We start from the raw sequence: 18,653 nt of genomic DNA on the forward strand, positions 1-18,653 counted from the left end.
AGCATCCTCGCATAGGTCGCTGTAACCCTTGCAAATGAACGGCGAAACGACAGACGAGCTGCGCCCGGGGTACGCAAGGGTGCGCGCGCCGCGTGCCCGTGGCGCACCCAACCGAGCGCCCTGCTTTTTCAACGCCGAGCCTCCCCGCCGCGATCTCCGGCGCGTCACCTCCGCTTGGCCACGGGCGCGGGTTCTGTAACTGTCCATAGGTCAGTTACGCGTCGCTGCGCCTGTCTGGGCTCGGGTTACCGGGCTGCAGCCTCCGGCCGGCGAGATGAATCGCCTCTTCCGATCGAAGGAGACCGGATGCACTGCACTGTCCAGAAACACCGCCCCGGAGCGTTCCGGGTGGCCTGCCTGCTGCTTGGATCGCTCGTCGCGGCGTGCTCGGGGGAAGGCCCGGCGCCGCTCGAGGGGAGCGCGTTCGACATCGAGCGATACGATCTCCGGGGCGAGTTCGACTGGGAGCGGGGCCGCCTCGTCGCGACGCTGGGCCTCACGCTGTCGGTCACCGGCGACGGCCCGCGCGTCGTCGTGCTCGACAGCGCCGTCGCCGAGGTGAAGGAGGTCCGGCAGAAGGATGGCGGCGCCCTCCCGCACCAGCTCGATCCGACGCGCGCGGCGCTCGCGGTCGATCTCTCGAGCGTGCCCGAGGCGACGCGCGGCGAGCCGATCGCGATCGAGATCGACTACGAGGCGCTCTCCGGCGACGCGCTCCGCGCGGTGCCGGCGCGCATGGGCGATCCCGTCCCCGTGCGCGCCGTCTACACGGTGTCGGAGCCGCTCGGGGCGTCGCGGTGGATGCCGTGCCACAACGCGCCCTCGGACCGGGCCTTGTTCTCGGTCGCGATGCGGGTCGACGGCGGCGAGTCGCTGATCGCGAACGGCGATCTCGTGGGCGACGAGGACCTCGGGGCCTCCGGCCGCCTCGTCCGTTACGAGACCGCCTATCCGCTGCCGCCTTACCTCATGGCGTTCGCGATCGGCGATTTCGAGGTCGAGCGCGGGGCGAAGGGGGATCTCCCCATCGCGATCTGGCGCCGCCGCGGGCTGCCCGGCGATCACGGCAAGATGCTGGACGAGATCGCGCGCGCCATCGGCCGCTTCGAGGAGCTGCTCGTGCCGTACCCGTTCGAGAAGTACGCGCTCGTGCTCCTGCCGGACTTCTCGGTGGGCGGGATCGAGCACGCGAGCATCAGCTTCCAGCGCGAGGAGCGGAGCACGGAGCCTGCGCTCGCCTCGGATCTCCTGCTCACGACGCACGAGCTCGCGCACCAGTGGTTCGGCGACCTGGTGACGGTGGAGACCTGGGACGATCTCTGGATCAAGGAGGGCATGGCGACGCTGCTCGAGCAGGAGGGCGTCCGCGCCTACACGGACGAGAGCGGCGCGGGGACGCTGAACGGCGACGAGCTCGGCCCCCACGCGGGCGATGCCGTCCGCGATCCATCGCTCGCGCCGGGCGAGAAGTACACGAGCGGCCCCTACGGCCGCGCCGCCTGGCTGCTCACCCAGATCCGCAGCCTCACCGGCGAGGACGCCTTCTGGTCGGCGCTCCGCGGCGTGCTCGAGGAGCACCGCTTCGGGACGATCGGCACGGACGAGTTCCTCGACGCCTTCGCGCCGGCGCTCGGCCCGAAGGCGTTGGCCCGCGCGCGGCGCGCGGTCGCGGCCAGGGCGCTCCCCTGGCTCACGGTCGAGCCCGCGGCCTCCGGCGGGGCGTTCGTGACGCTGCACGACCCGGACGGGGCGCTCGTCGCCCCGCTGGAGCTCGCCTGGGTGGCCGGAGACGGCCTCACCCGCGTGCAGACGCTCGCGCCCGCCGAGCGCGTCGAGGTCGCGCCCGGGGCGCCTTCCGAGCTCCTCGTCGTCGATCCGCTGGATCGCCACCCCGAGTGGGCCTTCCTGAGCACCGAGCGCGATCTCGACGCCTACGCCGCGACGCTCGCCCCGCGCCGCGTGCCGTCGGATCCCGACGCGGTCTCGCGCTTCCTCGACGTCGGCGGCGCGCACCAGCTCGCCGCGCTCCAGGGCGGCCTGCCCCCGGGGCTCGCGCCCGAGCAGCTCGAGGCGTTCGTGGCCGGCCTCGACGCCGAGGCGGCCCGGGCCGTCGCGCTCGCCGCGGCGTGCGACGCCGCGAGCGCGCCGGGCCTCGACGTCGAGATCCGCGGCGCGTGGTCGAGCGTGCTCACCGACATCTTCGCCGGGGCTCCCTACAGCTACGGGCTCGACTACGTCGACAGCTACGCGGCGTGCAGCAGCGTCGTCTCGCCCGAGGATCTGTTCGCCGAGGACTGGTCCGCGCTGCGGACCGGGCTCGCGACCGGCGGCGTCTCGGACGCGCGGCTCCAGTACCTGTCCAAGTTCAGGTTGCCGCCCGACGCGGCGCTCCGCACGTGGGGCCAGGTCGCGCTGGCGTCGAGCTCTGTGCGCGCGCGCGTGCTCGCGCTCCGGCACCTCGCGGCGTACCTGGAGGGGCTCGACCCTGCCGCCCTCCCCGCGTGGCGCGCCTTCTTCGCCGGCGTGCTCCGCGTGACCGACGTCTCCGATGTCCTCACCGCGGATCTCCGCGCCGTGGTGGCCTCTGCCGCGCCCACGGCGGCAGGCAACGAGGAGGCGCTGGAGGGCCTGACTCGGGTGCTCCGCGCGCCCGCGGCCCGCTCGGTCCATCCCCGCGCCGTCTGTGCGGCCCACGCGTTGACGGGCGGTGACGAGCAGGCGTTCCGCCGCTTCGCCGCGGGTCTCGACGGCGCCGACTTGACGGATCTCGCCGCGGCCTTGCTGCGTTCTCCCTCCGACTGCGGCTGAGGCGTCGCTCGCCGCGACATGGCGCCTCGCCCGGCCGGCCTCGTTTCAAGGCGAGGCTGGCCGCCTGCGCCGAAGCGGAACGCTGCTAGGCTCCTCTGCCCATGTCGGAGCTCATCCAACTTCTTCGCCAGAACGCCCCGGTAGCTCGCCTCGCCGAGCACCTTGATGGCCTGACGCACGACGAGCGCCTCCACGCCCTGTCGACCACGACCCGCGCGGATCAGCGGTCGCTCTACGCCGCCGCGCTCCACGCCCCCCCGCTCACGCTCGACTTCTTCGTCCCGGACGGCACCCCGCGTCGTGTTGCAGTTCATCACAAGGGCAGGAACAGTCTTCCTCTCCCGTCCCCGCTCCGCTCCTTCGAGAAGCGCTTTGCCTCGCCCGAGGACGGCAGCGCGCGGCTCTTCGGTTACAACGAGGGGCTCACGCGCTCCTGGATTGGCCCTGGCTTCTTCGTCGCGCTCCCGACGGCGGGCAATCTAGCGTGGCAGGAGCGCGGCGCGGTCGTGATCGATTACTTCCAGGTCCCGGACGGCCCCGTGCCCGACGGCTGGCCCTCGGTCGTCCCCAACGACAGAGGCCTCCAGTTCTTCGTCTACAACGGAACGCGCGACTTCATGCGCCGAGTGTCAAAGGACGTCTCCATCGGCGCCGCGTTCAAGGGTGAGAAGTCGCTCGATCATTATTTCACGCTCTGTCGGTCCCCGTCGTCCTAGCCCCCCCTCACTTCCCAGAGGCGTATCCGCCGCCCCTAGTTCGGCCCCGTCCCCCCCGTCCCCGACAGCCGCGCGATCATCCCCTTTCTCAGGAGCCCCACCTTGTTCCGCATCGCGGTCACCTGCTGCCGCATCCCGTCCGCCTGCTCCGCGAGATCCACGATCCCCGCCTCCGTCGCCGCCTGAGCCAGCTCGCGCGCCTCGTCCGCGAGGCGCCCCATGCGCCCTTCGACCTCGTCCATGGCGGCCACCACCTCCCCGATCTGCTCGGGGCTCGTCGCCTCGCGCTGGCGCGCCGCGGCCTCCTGGACCAGCTGGTTGATGTTCCGCCCCTCCTCGCCGAGCGCCGCGAAGCGCTGGAACAGCTCCCCGAGCTGCTCTGCCCGCCGCTTGATCTCCTCGCCGCGCCCCGCGAGCGCCGTCGCCGTCGCCTCGTGGCGATCCCGCGCCGCGGCGATCGCCGCGATGAGCGACCCGAGCGCCACGCTCACGCGCTGCTGCGCCTCCGCGGCCTCGGTCGTCGACCTCGCGGCGCGCTCGAGCCCCTTGCGCGTGTCGAGGGGCAGCCTCCGCGCCGACTCCGCGAGCTCCTCGAAGCGGATGAGCTCGCGCTCGAGCGCGCGCGCCGCCTCGGCGAGCTCGCCCCCGCCCTTGCCGTGATCGTCCTTCCCGCCCCCGCCGCGGCCCTTCTTCTCGCGCTTGTTCACGTTGTGCACTCTCGACCGCCCCTCGCGTCCGTCCGCGTGAGGCGCCCTCATCCTGCACGATCCTCGGCCCGCGCGGCAGCCCCTGCCCTCGCCCGCCGCGCGATCCGGCCCAGCAGCCGCCACAGGCGTGTCGCGGGCGCGCCGTCGCCTGCGGCCCCCTGCGCCGGCCCGGGCAGCGTGGTACCGGATGGTCCCCTACGCCCGCGTCCGGTATCCTCGCGACCCCGATCCCCTCGCGGTCTGTTGTTGTCCATGAGCACGAAGAACAGCACCCGCGCCAGGCGGCCATCCAGCAGGAAGAAGAAGCCAGCGACTGCGCAGGTCACACCCAGGCTGGATGTTCCTACGTCTGGCCCGGTCGCCGAGCGCGCCGAGGACACCGGAGCGCCGGCCCCACGCGCGCCGCTCGCCCACGCGAGCCCCACCTATGTCGTCGGGATCGGCTCCTCCGCGGGCGGCCTCGCCGCGCTCAGGGTCCTGATAGGCGGCCTGAAGACCGCCGACCGGATGAGCCTCGTCATCGTGCAGCACCTCGCGCCGCAGCATCGGAGTCGGCTCGTCGAGATCATCGGCCACTGCACCGCCCTGAGCGTCAAAGAGGTCTCCGATGGCGAGGTCCTCTGCGCGAACACGGTCTACGTGACCCCGCCCAACGCCGACGTGGTGGCCGACGGCCGCGTCCTCCTCCTGCGGCAGCCCGAGACCCGGGTCGGCCCGAAGCCCTCGGTCGACCTGTTCTTCAAGTCGATCGCCGAGCACCACGGCGAGAACGCCATCGGCGTCGTCCTCTCGGGGACGGGGTCGGACGGCGCGCAGGGCGTCCGCGCCATCAAGGCCGCGGGCGGGGTCACCCTCTGCCAGACCTCCGAGTCGGCCAAGTACGACGGGATGCCGCGCGCCGCGAAGCAGACCGGCGCCGTCGACCTCGAGCTCGGCCTGGAGGAGATGGCCCATCAGCTCAGCAAATTCAACGAGCTCGCCGGCCGCTCCGACCCGCCGGACGCCTCGCTCAGGCAGCTCGGCCTGAGCCAGCAGGATCCTTATCATAGCATCCTCTCCTTCCTGGAGAAGGCGAGCCGGGTCGACTTCGCCCAGTACAAGCAGACCACCGTCCGCCGGCGGATCGAGCGGCGCGTCGTCGCCACGCGCTGCGAGTCCATCGAGGCCTACGCCGACTACCTCCGCGTGCGCCCCGAGGAGGGCAGGCTCCTCTTCCAGGACGTCCTGATCTCGGTGACGTCGTTCTTCCGCGACGAGCCCTCGTTCAGGGCCCTCGCGGCCGCCATCGCGGAGCGGATCGACCGGAAGCGGCCCGGCGACAGCTTCCGCGCCTGGGTCGTCGGATGCGCCACGGGCGAGGAGGCGTACTCGATCGCCATCCTCGTGTTCGAGGCGCTCGCGAAGGCGAACAAGCAGCTCAACGTCCAGATCTTCGCGACGGACATCGACGAGCAGGCGATGTCCGTCGCGCGCAAGGGGCTCTATCAGAAGGCCTCCGTCGCCGACATCCCCTCCCGGCTGCGGTCCAGATACTTCGACGAGCAGGACCCGTCGTTCAGGATCAAGGACTACATCCGCGACGCCATCGTCTTCGCGCGCCACGACGTCGCCCGGGATCCGCCCTTTCTCAAGCTGGATCTCGTCTCGTGCCGCAACGTCCTCATCTATTTCAACCCCCACCTGCAGGAGCACACGCTCAAGACGTTCCACTTCGCGATGGACGACCAGGGCGCGCTGTTTCTCGGCAAATCCGAGTCGGCGACGACCGTGGGCGATCGGTTCGAGCTCACGGACAGGAACGCGAAGATCTTCGTCCGGTCCGCCAGGAAGGGCGACCTCCCGCGGTCGTACTCGAGGCAGGAGTTCAACCGCGAGAGCGCGCTCATCACGAAGGATCGCCAGTCCACCACGGCCATCGATCTCTTCAACGCCATGGTGAACGGCTTCGCCCCGGACTCGGTCCTTGTCGACGACGACCACCGGGTGCGGCACGTGTTCGGGAACGCCAACCGGTACCTGAACTTCCCCAAGGGCGAGCCCACCGTCTCGATCCAGAAGCTGCTCCCGCCCGACGTGGCGATCGAGCTCACCGCGCTGCTCCACCGGGCCGAGCGGTCGGGTCACGCTGCGAAGGGGGACCAGCGGCACGCGTTCGTCGTCGACCGCGAGGAGAGGCGGCTCCAGCTCACCGTCGTGCCGCTCCCGTCCGACGGCCGGACCGAGTTCATCATCCGCTTCAGCCACGCGCCGCACGCCCCGCCCCGCCCGGTCAAGGCGCCCGCGAGCGCCTCCCGCCTCGCGCCGGGGGAGCAGATCCGGCGGCTCGAGCAGGAGCTCGCGGCGACGCGGGAGCACCTCCAGACCCTCGTCGAGGAGCACGACACCGCGAGCGAGGAGCTCCAGGCCCTCAACGAGGAGCTCCAGTCGTCCAACGAGGAGCTCCAGTCCACCAACGAGGAGCTGGAGACCACGAACGAGGAGCTCCAGTCGGCGAACGAGGAGCTGACGACGCTGAACCAGGAGATCAACGTCAAGTCGTCCGAGCTCACGACGCTCAACCAGCGGCTCGTCGCGATCCAGAACGCGATCGCCTATCCCCTCCTCGTCATCGACAAGAACCTCCGCCTGACCGACTACAACCCCGCCTCCCGCCACCTGTTCCGCATCTCGGAGGTGGATCGCGGCCAGCACGTCCGCGCCGCCCTCGCGCACCTCAACGTCGATCCCGTCCTCGAGATGATCATCGAGAGCGCGCGCGAGCGGCGGCCGATGAAGCTCCAGCTGGAGGTCGTCGACCGGCACTTCGAGGCGCGCATCCAGCTCATCCCGGGGCCGGAGGGCGAGGTGGACGGGGCCGTCGTGGGCTTCGTCGACAACACCGAGCTCGTGCACGCGCTGACCCAGAGCAGGCTCGGCAGGGAGCGGCTCTCCGCCATCCTCGACAACACGCCGGCGCTCGTGACCATGAAGGACGCGATCGGCGCCTACGTCTACGTCAACCAGCGCTTCTGCGACGTCCTCGGGCGCGCCGAGAAGGACGTGCTGGGGAGGACGGACGAGGAGCTGTTCGGCCAGAGGGCCGGCAGCGCGCTGCGGGAGCGCGATTTCGAGGTGCTGAAGAGCCGGTCGCCCACGTGGCAGGAGGAGAGCCTGCATGTGGGCGGCAGGCTCCGTTACTGGCTGTCGTCGAAGTTCCCCCTGCTCGACGACAGGCGCAACGCCCAGTCCGTCTGCACGATCGCGCTCGACATCACGGAGCGGGTGCTCCACGAGCAGCACCTCGAGGTCTTCAAGAAGGTCGTCTCCGCGTCCAACGCGGGCCTCGCGATCCTCGAGTCGGACGAGGGGCTTTACCGGGTGACCTTCGCCTCGAACGAGTTCGCCGACAAGGTCGGCAGGGGCGAGGCCGAGCTCCACGGTCTCGCGCTCGACGAGCTGCTCGGCATCGTCCTGCGCGGCGCGGAGTCGCCGCGCATCGCCGATGTCTCGGAGGCGGCCCGCCAGAGGCCGCTCGCGTCGTTCACCATCAACCTGGCAGAGCGGACGGGCGGCGAGCTCTGGATCGAGCTCCGGACCGCCACCGTCAACTTCGGCGCCGAGGAGCCGAGCTACCTCATCCTCCTGATCTTCGACATCACGCAGCGGGTCCAGGCGCAGCGGATCATCCTCTCCCAGCAGGAGGAGCTCTCGAAGTTCAGCAAGCTCGCGTCGCTCGGCGAGGTCGCGGCCGGGATCTCCCACGAGATCAACACGCCGCTCAACGTGATCACCACGAAGACCGATCTCCTGAAGAGGCTCGCGGAGCGGGGGCAGCTGGAGAAGGAGCGCCTCGCCCGCGTCGCGACCGAGATCGACCGCATGGTCGAGAACATCACCAACGTGATCTCCGGCCTCAAGTCCATCACCCGGATGGAGTCCGAGACGCTCCGCCCTCACGACGTCCAGGAGCTGATCCGGGAAGCCGTCCGCGTCAGCGGCTTCCGGCTCCAGCCGGCGAGCGTCCAGCTGAGCTTCGATCTACCGCGGGAGGAGCTCGTCATCGACTGCTACCCCGTCCAGATCGTGCAGATCCTCATCAACCTGATCAACAACGCGGTCGACGCCATCTCGGCGCTCCGGGAGCGATGGATCCGGATCGAGGCGCGCGCCTCGGATGACAAGGTCTACGTGCGCTTGATCGACAGCGGCAAGGGGATCGATCCCGGGCTCGCGGAGAAGATCATGACCCCGTTCTTCACGACGAAGAAGGAAGAGCACGGCACCGGGCTCGGCCTCAGCCTCTCGCGGAACATCGCGCAGCACCACGGAGGCGATCTGAGGCTCGTCACGGAGCACGAGAATACCTGCTTCGAGCTGGAGCTACCCCGGAAGCAAGCATGAGGCCCCCCGCGCACTTTGTGCGCACCTGGGCTCGCCGCAGGCGTGGACGGGCTCGTCCGAGCGGCGCCCCCGGGCTTCGTTCCCCGGGCCGGCCCCCTTGAATCGGCGGTGAGTTTGCGTAGAGTACACGACTTCATGTAAGGTCGAACCTTACGCCTGCCTCACGCCTCCTTGGAGCGCTGGAGACGGCCCGCGCCTCGAGCAAGGCGCGCCCCTGGGACTGGAAACCTCGACGTCCGTCGCACGAGCTGCTAGTCCGTCGTGAATGCCCTGCGTGCGTGTTGGCACGCAGGCCCATGTGGTGGTGGGAGCATGCTCCTGAACATCATCATCGTCGAGGACAGCGAGGAGCTGTGCGAAGGGTGGCAGGACATCCTCACGCTCGACGGCCATCGCGTGCACTGCTTTCTCCACGGCAGGGATGCCCTCGAGAATCGGGCGCTCATCATGCAGGCCGACGTCCTGGTCACGGATTATTACTTACCCGATATCAATGGATTGACGCTGGTCTCCATGGTCCGGAAGGTCCGCGCGGACCTCCCGATCATCCTGCTCACCGGCACGCGCGACCCGGCCATCCGAGAGGGCCTCCGCCAGGTGGAGAACGCGATGTTCCTGAGCAAGCCGATCAGGATAGAGCAGCTGGAGCGCAGCATCCGCGAGCTCATCGCCGCCTCGTCGAAGGCCTCGTCCGCCGAGCCGGACAAGGTGGACAACGAGGGGGACCGCACGCGCTCCTCGCCGTACTGAGCCGCGCGCTCCGGGGCGGGCCTCGCGAGGTGAGGGGGTGTGGGGAGGGGGTGTGTGAGAGGGGGTGTGTGAGAGGGGCGCGCTGCCCCGCCTGTCGCACTTCCGGGAGGGCGCCGCCGTTTCGCGTGCAGCTTTCGCGTGCAGCGGTTGTTCGGACCGGTGTACTGTATCAAAACGGCGGACCGTACGTCGGACGCACCTCGGAGGAACCGATGCGAAGCGCGCTGCTCGTCCTCGTCGGAGTTCATGCCCTGCTGGGCTGCGGGGCGGCGTCGCGGAGAGAGCCGGCAGCCGACGCTGGTCCCGCGCACGTCCTGAGCGCCGCCCAGCACGGCTCGCTCGGAGAGACGCACGCCCCCCCGCCCTCGCCCGAGGAGGCCCCCCTGCCCTCGCCCGAGGAGGCCCCCCTGCGCGCGCCCGTGGAGAAGGAGCGCGCCGCCCTGCGCTTGCCTGGAAGCGAGCGCGCCCGCGACAGCGCGCCTGACGCCCCGAAGGAGCGTGCCCCGATCCCCCTGTCCGACAAGGGGCGAACGCCCGTCCACTCGGCCGGCAAGGAACGCGCCCCCGTCCGCCCGGCCGACAAGGGACGCGCCGCCCGCTCGCTCGAGGCCGACTGCAAGGCGCTCGGGCCGGAGGTGCAGAAGGCCTCACGGATGATCGAGGTGCTCCGGCAATCCGATCTGAGCACGCCGCCCGACGTGCTCCGGCGGATCGCGGACCGGCTCGAGCTCTGGGCCCGCACGGCCGCGGTTCCGGCCTCGGATCCGAAGCTCGCCCAGGCGGCCACCGAGCTCCGGGAGAGCTTCGCCCGGACCGGCGCCGCGGTCCGCAAATTCCGGGCGTCCCTCGTCGCGCCCGACCGCAAGAAGGCCGGCGCCAGCCGCGCCGGGCTGGAGCGGGACCTCGATCAGGACGCCAAGGTCGTCCGGAGCATCGTCGGCCATTGCAAGAGCAACCCCTATGATCCGATCAAGGGCAAAGCGCACATTCCACCCCAGGTCGTGCGGCGCGTCGTCCAGGAGAACTTCGGCGCAATGCGCGCTTGCTACGAAAAGGGCCTTCGCCAGAACCCGAAGCTCCAGGGGCGCATTCCCGTGCACCTCGCCGTCGATGGCGAGGGGAAGGTGACGTACGCGGGGGACGCCGATCACCCGCCCGCGGACGCGCCCCTCCTCATCGCGCTCCCCTCGCCCGGCGCATCGGCGCCGTCGTCGACCGCTCCGCCGCTCCGCGATCCAAAGGTCGTTGGCTGCGTGCTCGACGTCTTCCGCGGCCTCCGGTTCCCCTCCCCCACGGACCGCAAGAGCGTCGCCACGGTGGTCTATCCCGTCGTCTTCGGTGTGGACGACAACCGCTCTTCGGCCACGTCCGCCAGGTGACGCAGAGCGCAATCGCCGGGGCGAGGCGGTGAACATCTACCGTCCGAGCGGGGCCGGCGCCAAGCATGCTCGCGGCCTGATGTGCAAAGTTATTTCCTTCTCAGGGGCCAGAGGGTAAGCATTTCCCCGATGAAGCTCTCGCTCACCGAGCTCCAGGACATCCGCCGCACGCTCGCGGCCCGCATCGTCTTCGGCCTCTCCACGCCCGGCACCGAGATCGCCGCGCTCCCTGCGTACCTCGCGCCGCCGCCGGACGGGATGACGGGCCGCGCCGTGGTGGTCGACGCCGGCGGCACGAACCTGCGCGCCGCGGTCGTGGAGCTCCTGCCGGGCGGCGTGTCGCGCATCGTCGCGGGGCCCGAGCCGGCGAAGTTCCCGGGCGGGCCGGAGGTCGCGGGCGACGCCTTCTTCGATGTGCAGGCGGAGCTTGTCGAGCGCCTCGGCGCCGTGCACGGGCTGCCGGTGGGGTACTGCTTCTCGTATCCTTCGGAGACGCTGCCGTCGCTCGATGCGCGGCTGCTCCGCTGGACCAAGGGCGTCCAGGTCGCGGGGGTCGAGGGCACCTGCGTGGGCGAGCGGCTCGGCCGGGCGCTCGGCGCGCGGAGGCTCCGGCCGGGCCCGGTCCGGGTGCTGAACGACACGGTGGCGAGCCTGCTCGGGGGCGCCTTCGCGCACGGCGGGTCGCAGGCTGCGGCGTTCGTCGGGCTCATCGTGGGGACGGGGACCAACATGGCCACGTTCCTCCCCGCCGGCCGCATCCCGAAGCTCAAGACGGGGCACTTCGTCGCGCCGATGGCGGTCAACCTCGAGAACGGCAACTTCAACCCTCCGCACCTCCAGCCCTTCGACGCGGAGGTCGACGCGAGCTCGGAGAACCCGGGGGCCCAGCGCTTCGAGAAGGCGGTGTCCGGGGCCTACCTGCCGCGGCTCTTCGCGCGGCTGTGCCCGGACCACGCCCCCCTGACGAGCTCCGCCGATCTCGTGCGGCTCCGCGACGAGGGCGCGGGGGACGCGCGGCGGGTCGCCGGCGACCTGCTCGAGCGCTCGGCCGACCTCGTGGCGTCGGCGCTCGCGGCGGTCGCCGACGTGCTCGAGAGCCCCCCGGGGATCGGCATCCTCGCGGAGGGCAGCCTGTTCTGGGGCGACCCCCGCTACGCGCCGCGGGTGCAGGAGACGCTGCGCTCGCTCGTCGGCTCGCGCGTCGAGCCGCGGATCGCCCGGCTCGACCACGTCAACCTGATCGGGTCGGCCTGCGCCGCGCTGTTCGCCTGATCGGCCGCGCGCGTCGCCTTCGCTCGCCGCTCGGCGCGCGGCGAGGAGCGCGCCGGGACCGGAAGCGCGAAGCCTGAACAGGTTGCCAGGAGCGCGAAAGGACACAATTTTCCAGGATTTACGCTTATCTATCCAGAGCGACCGCGGCGTCCGGCCTGGCGGCGCGACCCTGCCGCGGGCATCCTGTGGCGGCAGGATCGCACATTTCTGGCCGTATCCGCCGTTTGGGACCACCATGGCGCAGCGTTGACCCCGTGGGAGGAGTTCGGTCGGTGATGTGTGGAACAGCAGCATGCTTCGGCGTTGCCGGACCGGATGGGCCGGCGGGGCGCCTCCGGTCGTCGCGGGCCGGCCCCGGCAGCCGGAATGGCTATCGTCGTTAGAGACATGCTCCCGTCGAACCGCAGACTCGCGTTCCGAAGGCAGCCGCACCTGCTCGACGACAGCGGGAGCGTCGGGGTGTGGATCACGCAGCCGTCGGGCATGGTCGTGCAGCTCCTGCGGGAGACGGCGGCGACAGGCGACCTGGCGCGGTTCATCTCGGTCGACGCGTACCAGAAGCTCGTGGGCGTCATGCGCCCGGGAGAGCGGGCGTACTTCATCTACGACATGGCGCTCATGGTGCGGTACGAGACCGAGGCGCGCGTGGTCTTGACGCAGTGGGGGCTCAGCGTGCGCGACAGGATCGAGCACATCGTGGTCCGTCCGCCGCCCGAGATGAACAAGCTCGGGCGCATGGGGATCCAGACGATCGCGGCCGCGATGAGCCTGGCGGGGGTGCAGCTCGACATCATGGACGACCTCGAGCCGTTCCTGCGCGAGCGGAACCTGCGGCCGCGGATCAGCCTCACCTGAGGGGGTGCTCCTGGGAGAGGGCCCTGAGGCCCTCCTGGAGACCCGGCCCCAGGAGGGAGGTCCGGCGGGCCTGGCTGGACCTGCTCAGCCCTGCGCTATCACGATGGGCGTGCGGAGCCGGCGAAGGTCAGTGCCCGCCGCCGGTCCCCTTGATCTCGAGCTGAGGACGGGAGGGATGCGGCCAGTCGAGGTGGAAGGACTTGCCGCGCGGCTGGTCGGTGCGCTCGTAGGTGTGGGCGCCGAAGTAGTCGCGCTGCGCCTGCAGGAGGTTCGCGGGCAGGTGGGCCGCGCGGTAACCGTCGTAGTACGACAGGGCCGACATGAACGCGGGCGCCCAGACGCCGTTCTGCGCGGCGATCGAGACCACCTTGCGCCAGTTGGACTGACCCAGCTTGATCTGATCGTTGAAGTACGGGTCGAGCAGGAGATTCGTCAGGCCAGGATTGCGCGTGTACGCCTCCGTGATCTTCTGGAGGAACCGGGCGCGGATGATGCAGCCGCCGCGCCAGATGCTCGCGATCGTGCCGAAATCAAGCTTCCACTTGTACTCCGCCTGGGCCGCCGCCATGAGCTGGAAACCCTGGGCGTAGGCGCAGATCTTCGAGCAATACAGCGCGTCGCGGATCGCCGTGATCGTCCCCTGCCGGTCCTTGACCGGGGTCGGGGTCGGTCCCGCGAGCTGCTTCGAGGCCTCGACGCGCTCGTCCTTCAGCGCCGAGAGGCAACGGGCAAACACCGCCTCGGCGATGGCGTTCGCGGGAATGCCCATATCGAGCGCATTGCTGCTCGTCCACTTGCCCGTGCCCTTCTGCCCCGCCGTGTCGAGGACGAAATCGACGAACGGCTTGTCCTGGTGGACAGGATCCTTCTGCTGGAGGATATCCGCGGTGATCTGGATGAGGTACGAGTCGAGATCGCCGCTGTTCCACTCGGCGAAGACCTGAGACATCTCGTCCTTCGACATCCCGAGCAGCCCGTCGAGGAGCGTGTACGCCTCGCAGATGAGCTGCATGTCGATGTACTCGATGCCGTTGTGGACCATCTTCACGTAATGGCCCGCGCCGTTCGGCCCGATGTACGCCGTGCAAGGCACGCCGCCCTCCACCGGCTTGCCAGGGGACGCGTCCTCGAGCGGCTTGCCGGTCGCAGGATCCACCTTGGCGGCGATCGCGCGCCAGATCGGCTCCAGGTGCTTCCAGGACTCGGGGTCGCCGCCGGGCATCAGCGAGGGGCCGAAGCGCGCCCCCACCTCGCCGCCGGAGACGCCCGAGCCGAAGAACTTGCACTGCTTCGCGTACTCCTGCTCGCGACGGATGGTGTCGGTCCAGAGCGAGTTGCCCAGGTCGACGACGATGTCGTCCGGCTCGACGCCCGCCTCGAGGAGCTGCTTGACCACCATGTCCACCGGCGGACCGGCCTTGACCAGGATCACCGCCTTGCGCGGCTTCTTCAGGGCGCGGACGAAGTCCTTCAGCGTCTCGCAGTAGACCAGGCCGCCGGGGGTGCTCGGGTTTCTCGCGACGAAGTCCTTCGCGACCTGCACCGTGCGGTTGTACACGGCCACCTTGAACCCGTGGTCGGCCATGTTGAGCGCGACGTTCTCGCCCATGACGGCCAGGCCGATCATGCCGATGTCGCAGCTGGATGTGGCATCATTCATCCCGGTTCTTCTCCTTCACACGTTGCTCATGCTCCGTCAGCGACCGGTTGTCTTGCGCGCATCGGAGGGCTCAGCAAGGCCCCGGCCCGCGCGCCGTCAATCTCGTTCGGTCGGCTGGCAGCCACGGCCGCGCATTCTGAGCAGGCCGGCGGCGCGGCGTCCAGTGCGCTCGCGACCGGCCGCCGTATGCGGTCGCTGGACGCCGCGCCGCCGGCGTGGAGCCGCGCTCGCGCGCCGTGGTAGGCTCGCGCCGGTGCGACCGGGCCCGGCGCTCGCAGGCCTCCTCCTTGCCGCTGCCGCAGCCTCGGCCTGCGGCCCCGCCACGTACAACGTCCGCGCGGCGCGCGCCTTCGCCAACGAGGACGCCCGCCGCGCGATCATCGACGACCGCGCGGCCGATCTGGAGCGCGCGGCCTGGCTGGCCGACGAGGTCCTCGCGAACACGCCCTACTCCCCGGGAGACCCGTGGGTCGCGGCGCTCCGCCTCGACGACGACGAGGGCGAACGGCTCCGCGAGCGCCTCGAGGAGGCGGCGCCGTACGACGGGGAGCACGAGGTCCCGCTCGCCAAGCTCTACCGCGTGAAGCTCGACGAGGCGCTCGCCCGCGCGGCGGCGCCCCGGCCGGCGCCGCCCGCGTTCGCGCGGCTCTTCGACGCGCTCGCGGCGCTCGCGGCGCCCGCGTCAGCGTCCGGGGAGAGCGCCGCGAGCCGCCTGCCGGCCGCGTGGCAGGCGCTCGTGGAGCACGCGCGGGCGCTCGCCGCCGAGGAGCGGAACGTCGAGCGGCTCTCGGCCGGAAGGCCCCTCGGCGCCCTCGACACGCCCGAGATCGGCGCCGCGAAGGGGAGGGTCGCCACGCAGCGGCGGGCGCTCGCCGGAGCGCAGCGGGACATCGCGGGCGCCGCCGCCACGCTCCGCGCGGCGGGCGCGGGGCAGGAGCCCGCCGCGACCCTCGCGCGCGACGCCCTCCGCGTCACGTCGTTCCTCCTGCGGATGCACACCGAGGCGCTCGCCGTGGCGCCCTACGTGGTGAAGCAGGCCCGGCGCGTCGCGCGGGGCGAGCCCGGCTACGGGGCCACCGTGGCGCGCGCGGAGGCGCTCTCCAGGGTCCTCGAGGAGCAGCGCGAGGCGCTCTCCGCCTGCGCCGAGGCGCTCTCCGTGCCGGCGCGGACGCCGCTCGAGGACACGGCGGGCTTCGAGATGCAGGAGAGCCTGCTCGATCAGGGCAGGGCGATCAGCCTCGACGCCGTCCACCTGCAGCTGAAGAGCGACGTCGAGCTCCTCTTCTTCCACCAGCTCGCGAGCCCGAGCTCCTCCGGGGGCATCAACGATTACCGGGGCCGGACGCGGCGGCTCGCCTACGACGTCGATCCCGTGTTCATGGTCGGCGGCCGGGCGCTGCTCACGTACGACTTCGAGCACGTGCGCAACGCCGCGCGCCTCAACGCCGGGTTCAAGACGGACCGGCTGTTCTCGTCGGGGGGCGACATCGCGTACGACAGCTCGCTCGGGAGGCTGATCGGCCTGAACGGGTTCGCGAGCGACGTCTTCGACATCGGCGCCGACCTCGCCGGCATCAGCACGAGCCTCAAGATCGCGCGGTTCACCGCCGGGACCGTGACCGAGCTCGCCGTCGATCCGGTGACCGGGCGGGACGCCGGCGCCCTGGCGAGCGCGCCGTTCCAGCTCCTGGTCCGCCAGGTGGACGTCGGCTTCGACGTGACGAAGCTCTTCCCGGAGGCCGCGGACGATCTCTATCTCGAGGAGCTGCTCGTCGGCTTCCGGTACATGGATTACAAGCTCCCGCGCATCTTCTATGCGCTCCGCGAGCGGGATCCGGGCACGGGCGACGTCTACGTCTTCGAGCGGCAGAGCCCTGCCCAGAGCGTGACGTCGCGCTTCTACCAGGGCGGCTTCAGCGTGCGGATGGGCAACGGCGAGTGGCCGCGGCTCGCGCCGTTCGGCGACCTCGGCCTCTACGGCGGCGCCGGACCGGTGCGCTACGCCTTCCCGGCGGATCCCGCGGTCCCGGGCGGCGCGCGCGAGGCCGACGAGGCGACGATGATCGCGCTCTCCGGCAACCTGTCCCTGGGGCTCCGGCTCCGGCTGACCTCGAACCTCAGCCGGCTCCGCCTGCTGACCGAGCTGTCCTACAACGTCGAGGCGATCGGCCAGGGCATCGTGTCCAGCATCCACGCGACGAGGCGCGGAGACGAGACGACCTACACGGTCGGCCGCAAGCTCGATATCGGCGGCTTCGACCTGTTCCACGGGCCCCGGCTGCTCGCGGTGCTCGTGCTCTGAGCCGGATCTGCCGCCGCCCCGAGCCTGTCTGTCGAGGCATGGCACGCTGTCACGGCCGGCGCCGACAACAGACCTCGACAACACATCGCGAAAGGCGCAAATTGCGTCAATCGCAGACAGCGCAGACAGCGTAGGTCGAGCGCGCAGCCCCCACACCTCGTCCTTGTTGTAGGGAGGCGTACGACGTCCAGTTCCTGAGTGCAGCCGTCCGGCCTCAGGTGTAAGCTCGTTCGACGCGGTGGACCCATGTCGCTGAACTTCAACGAGGGGAGGCTGTTCGCAGGCAGGTACCGCATCGTGCGCAGCATCGCGACCGGCGCGATGGGCGCGGTCTACGAGGTCGTGCACGTCGAGACGGAGCGGCGGCGGGCGCTCAAGGTGATGCACCCCCACCTCGCCGACAACCCCGAATTCCACGCCCGGTTCAAGCTCGAGGCGCGCATCGCCGCCCGCATCGCGACCGAGCACATCGTCGAGGTGTTCGACGCCGGGATCGACGAGGAGACCGGCATGCCGTTCCTCGTCATGGAGCTGCTCCGCGGCGAGGAGCTCAACAAGCGCCTCCGCCGCGCCGGGCGCCTGTCGCCGGCGGAGGTCATCGCCTACCTGCGCCAGACGGCGATCGCCCTCGACAAGACGCACGCCGCCGGGGTCGTCCACCGCGATCTCAAGCCGGCGAACCTCTTCCTGGCGGCGAGCGACGACGACGACGAGCTCCGCATCAAGGTGCTCGATTTCGGCATTGCCAAGCTCGTCGCCGAGACGTCGCTCGACTCGGCGACGACCGCGGCCCTCGGGACGCCGCTCTACATGGCGCCAGAGCAGTTCAGCGGCGCGTCGCTCTCGAAGGCCGCCGACCTCTTCGCCCTCGGCATGATCGCGTACACGCTCCTCGTCGGCAAGGCCTACTGGGTGAACGACATGCGGGAGTTCAGCAACACGCTCGCGTTCGCGGTCATCGCAATGTACGGCCCGCAGGAGCCCGCGTGTGCGCGCGCGGAGGCCGACGGGGTGACGCTGCCCCCGGCCTTTGACCCGTGGTTCGCGAAGGCGACGGCGCGCGACCCGGCGGCGCGCTTTTCGACCGCATCGGCCGCCGTGGAGGCGCTCGCCAAGATCTTCGACATCGTGCCCGTGTCGATGAGGTCGTCGCTCCTGTCCAGGGTGGACACGCCGGACCCGCGTGGGGGCCAGGGGCCCGCGTCGTCGGTGCCTGCGGCCGCCCAGTCCTCCAGCACGGGCCTGGAGACCCGGATCGTCGTCGCCGCGAGGCCGCGGAGCCGGTCCGCGATCGCTGCCGCAGCCCTCGTCCTGGCCGGCGGAGGCGCCATCGCGCTGGCCTCGCTGCGCGGGGGTGTGCCCCCTGCCCCCGGCGCTGCGGAGGACGTGCCGGCGGCCGTGGCTGCAGCCGCCTCGCCGACCCCCGCGCCGACGTGGACCGGGCCGGCTCCCGCCCTCCCCGAGGCCTCCGGGGCGCCTGGAGCGGCCGGCCTCCTGATGCCTGCGACGAAATCCTCCGCGTCGCGCGAGGACGGCGACCGAACGCCCGCCCCCGCAGCAGCGCCTGCGAGCGCGAGGGCCTCGATGCCGCCGCCCGCCGCGGCGCCCTCGCCCGCCGCAGCGCATTCGCCGGGCGCGGCGCCCTCGCCCGCCGCAGCGCATTCGCCTGGCGCGGCGCCTTCGCCCGGCGCGGCGCCTTCGCCCGACGCGGGGAACGGGCCCACGCCGGCCGCGGAGCCGTCCGCTTCCTCCTCGGCCAGGCCCCGGGAGGCGCTCTACTCGGCGGACTGACGTCGCGGCCTCTTCGGCGGCCGGATGCAGCGG

General features: G+C 71.1%; 11 protein-coding genes. 9 read left to right on the forward strand and 2 right to left on the reverse strand.

The features are described from left to right. Positions 1 to 306 precede the first annotated feature (306 nt). Together WMF28_RS30010 and WMF28_RS30015 are read left to right on the forward strand one after the other, a co-directional pair. Positions 307 to 2,808: a M1 family aminopeptidase gene (locus WMF28_RS30010; RefSeq protein ID WP_437596771.1), complete on the forward strand. Its 2,502-nt coding sequence runs from the start codon at positions 307 to 309 to the stop codon at positions 2,806 to 2,808. A 101-nt stretch (positions 2,809 to 2,909) separates the two neighbouring features. Further along, entirely contained in the window at positions 2,910 to 3,524 is a 615-nt protein-coding gene (locus tag WMF28_RS30015; protein WP_437596772.1) for a hypothetical protein, read from the forward strand. A 35-nt stretch (positions 3,525 to 3,559) separates the two neighbouring features. Here the strand turns inward: WMF28_RS30015 and WMF28_RS30020 are convergent, their stop codons facing one another. After that, entirely contained in the window at positions 3,560 to 4,231 is a 672-nt protein-coding gene (locus WMF28_RS30020) for a hypothetical protein (RefSeq protein WP_437596774.1), read from the reverse strand. A 252-nt stretch (positions 4,232 to 4,483) separates the two neighbouring features. Here WMF28_RS30020 and WMF28_RS30025 point away from each other — a divergent pair, with 252 nt between their 5' ends. The 5 genes from WMF28_RS30025 to WMF28_RS30045 all read left to right on the forward strand — a co-directional run bounded on the left by WMF28_RS30025 (position 4,484) and on the right by WMF28_RS30045 (position 12,867). After that, the gene (locus WMF28_RS30025; RefSeq protein ID WP_437596775.1) at positions 4,484 to 8,611 is read left to right on the forward strand and encodes a chemotaxis protein CheB; all 4,128 of its coding nucleotides are present in this window, start codon (positions 4,484 to 4,486) and stop codon (positions 8,609 to 8,611) included. A gap of 312 nt (positions 8,612 to 8,923) precedes the next feature. Continuing rightward, positions 8,924 to 9,361: a response regulator gene (locus WMF28_RS30030; RefSeq protein ID WP_437596776.1), complete on the forward strand. Its 438-nt coding sequence runs from the start codon at positions 8,924 to 8,926 to the stop codon at positions 9,359 to 9,361. Between the two features lie 212 nt (positions 9,362 to 9,573). Continuing rightward, positions 9,574 to 10,740, forward strand: a complete 1,167-nt coding sequence (locus WMF28_RS30035) for an AgmX/PglI C-terminal domain-containing protein (RefSeq protein WP_437596777.1) — start codon at positions 9,574 to 9,576, stop codon at positions 10,738 to 10,740. A 129-nt stretch (positions 10,741 to 10,869) separates the two neighbouring features. Next, complete coding sequence (locus tag WMF28_RS30040) at positions 10,870 to 12,012, forward strand: hexokinase family protein (RefSeq protein WP_437596778.1); 1,143 nt, start codon at positions 10,870 to 10,872, stop codon at positions 12,010 to 12,012. A 387-nt stretch (positions 12,013 to 12,399) separates the two neighbouring features. Continuing rightward, positions 12,400 to 12,867 carry a hypothetical protein gene (locus WMF28_RS30045; RefSeq protein WP_437596779.1) on the forward strand — a complete coding sequence of 156 codons (468 nt, stop codon included), beginning with the start codon at positions 12,400 to 12,402 and terminating at the stop codon, positions 12,865 to 12,867. A gap of 127 nt (positions 12,868 to 12,994) precedes the next feature. Here WMF28_RS30045 and gndA read toward each other — a convergent pair whose 3' ends face one another. Further along, positions 12,995 to 14,527, reverse strand: coding sequence for an NADP-dependent phosphogluconate dehydrogenase (gene gndA / locus WMF28_RS30050; protein ID WP_437596780.1), 1,533 nt, complete (start codon positions 14,525 to 14,527; stop codon positions 12,995 to 12,997). Between the two features lie 253 nt (positions 14,528 to 14,780). Here gndA and WMF28_RS30055 point away from each other — a divergent pair, with 253 nt between their 5' ends. Both WMF28_RS30055 and WMF28_RS30060 read left to right on the forward strand, forming a co-directional pair. Next, positions 14,781 to 16,829: a hypothetical protein gene (locus tag WMF28_RS30055; protein WP_437596781.1), complete on the forward strand. Its 2,049-nt coding sequence runs from the start codon at positions 14,781 to 14,783 to the stop codon at positions 16,827 to 16,829. A 246-nt stretch (positions 16,830 to 17,075) separates the two neighbouring features. Beyond that, positions 17,076 to 18,620 carry a serine/threonine-protein kinase gene (locus WMF28_RS30060; RefSeq protein WP_437596782.1) on the forward strand — a complete coding sequence of 515 codons (1,545 nt, stop codon included), beginning with the start codon at positions 17,076 to 17,078 and terminating at the stop codon, positions 18,618 to 18,620. The last annotated feature ends 33 nt before the right edge of the window (positions 18,621 to 18,653 follow it).

This window comes from Sorangium sp. So ce590, from assembly GCF_051521365.1.
GTDB lineage: Bacteria > Myxococcota_A > Polyangia > Polyangiales > Polyangiaceae > Sorangium.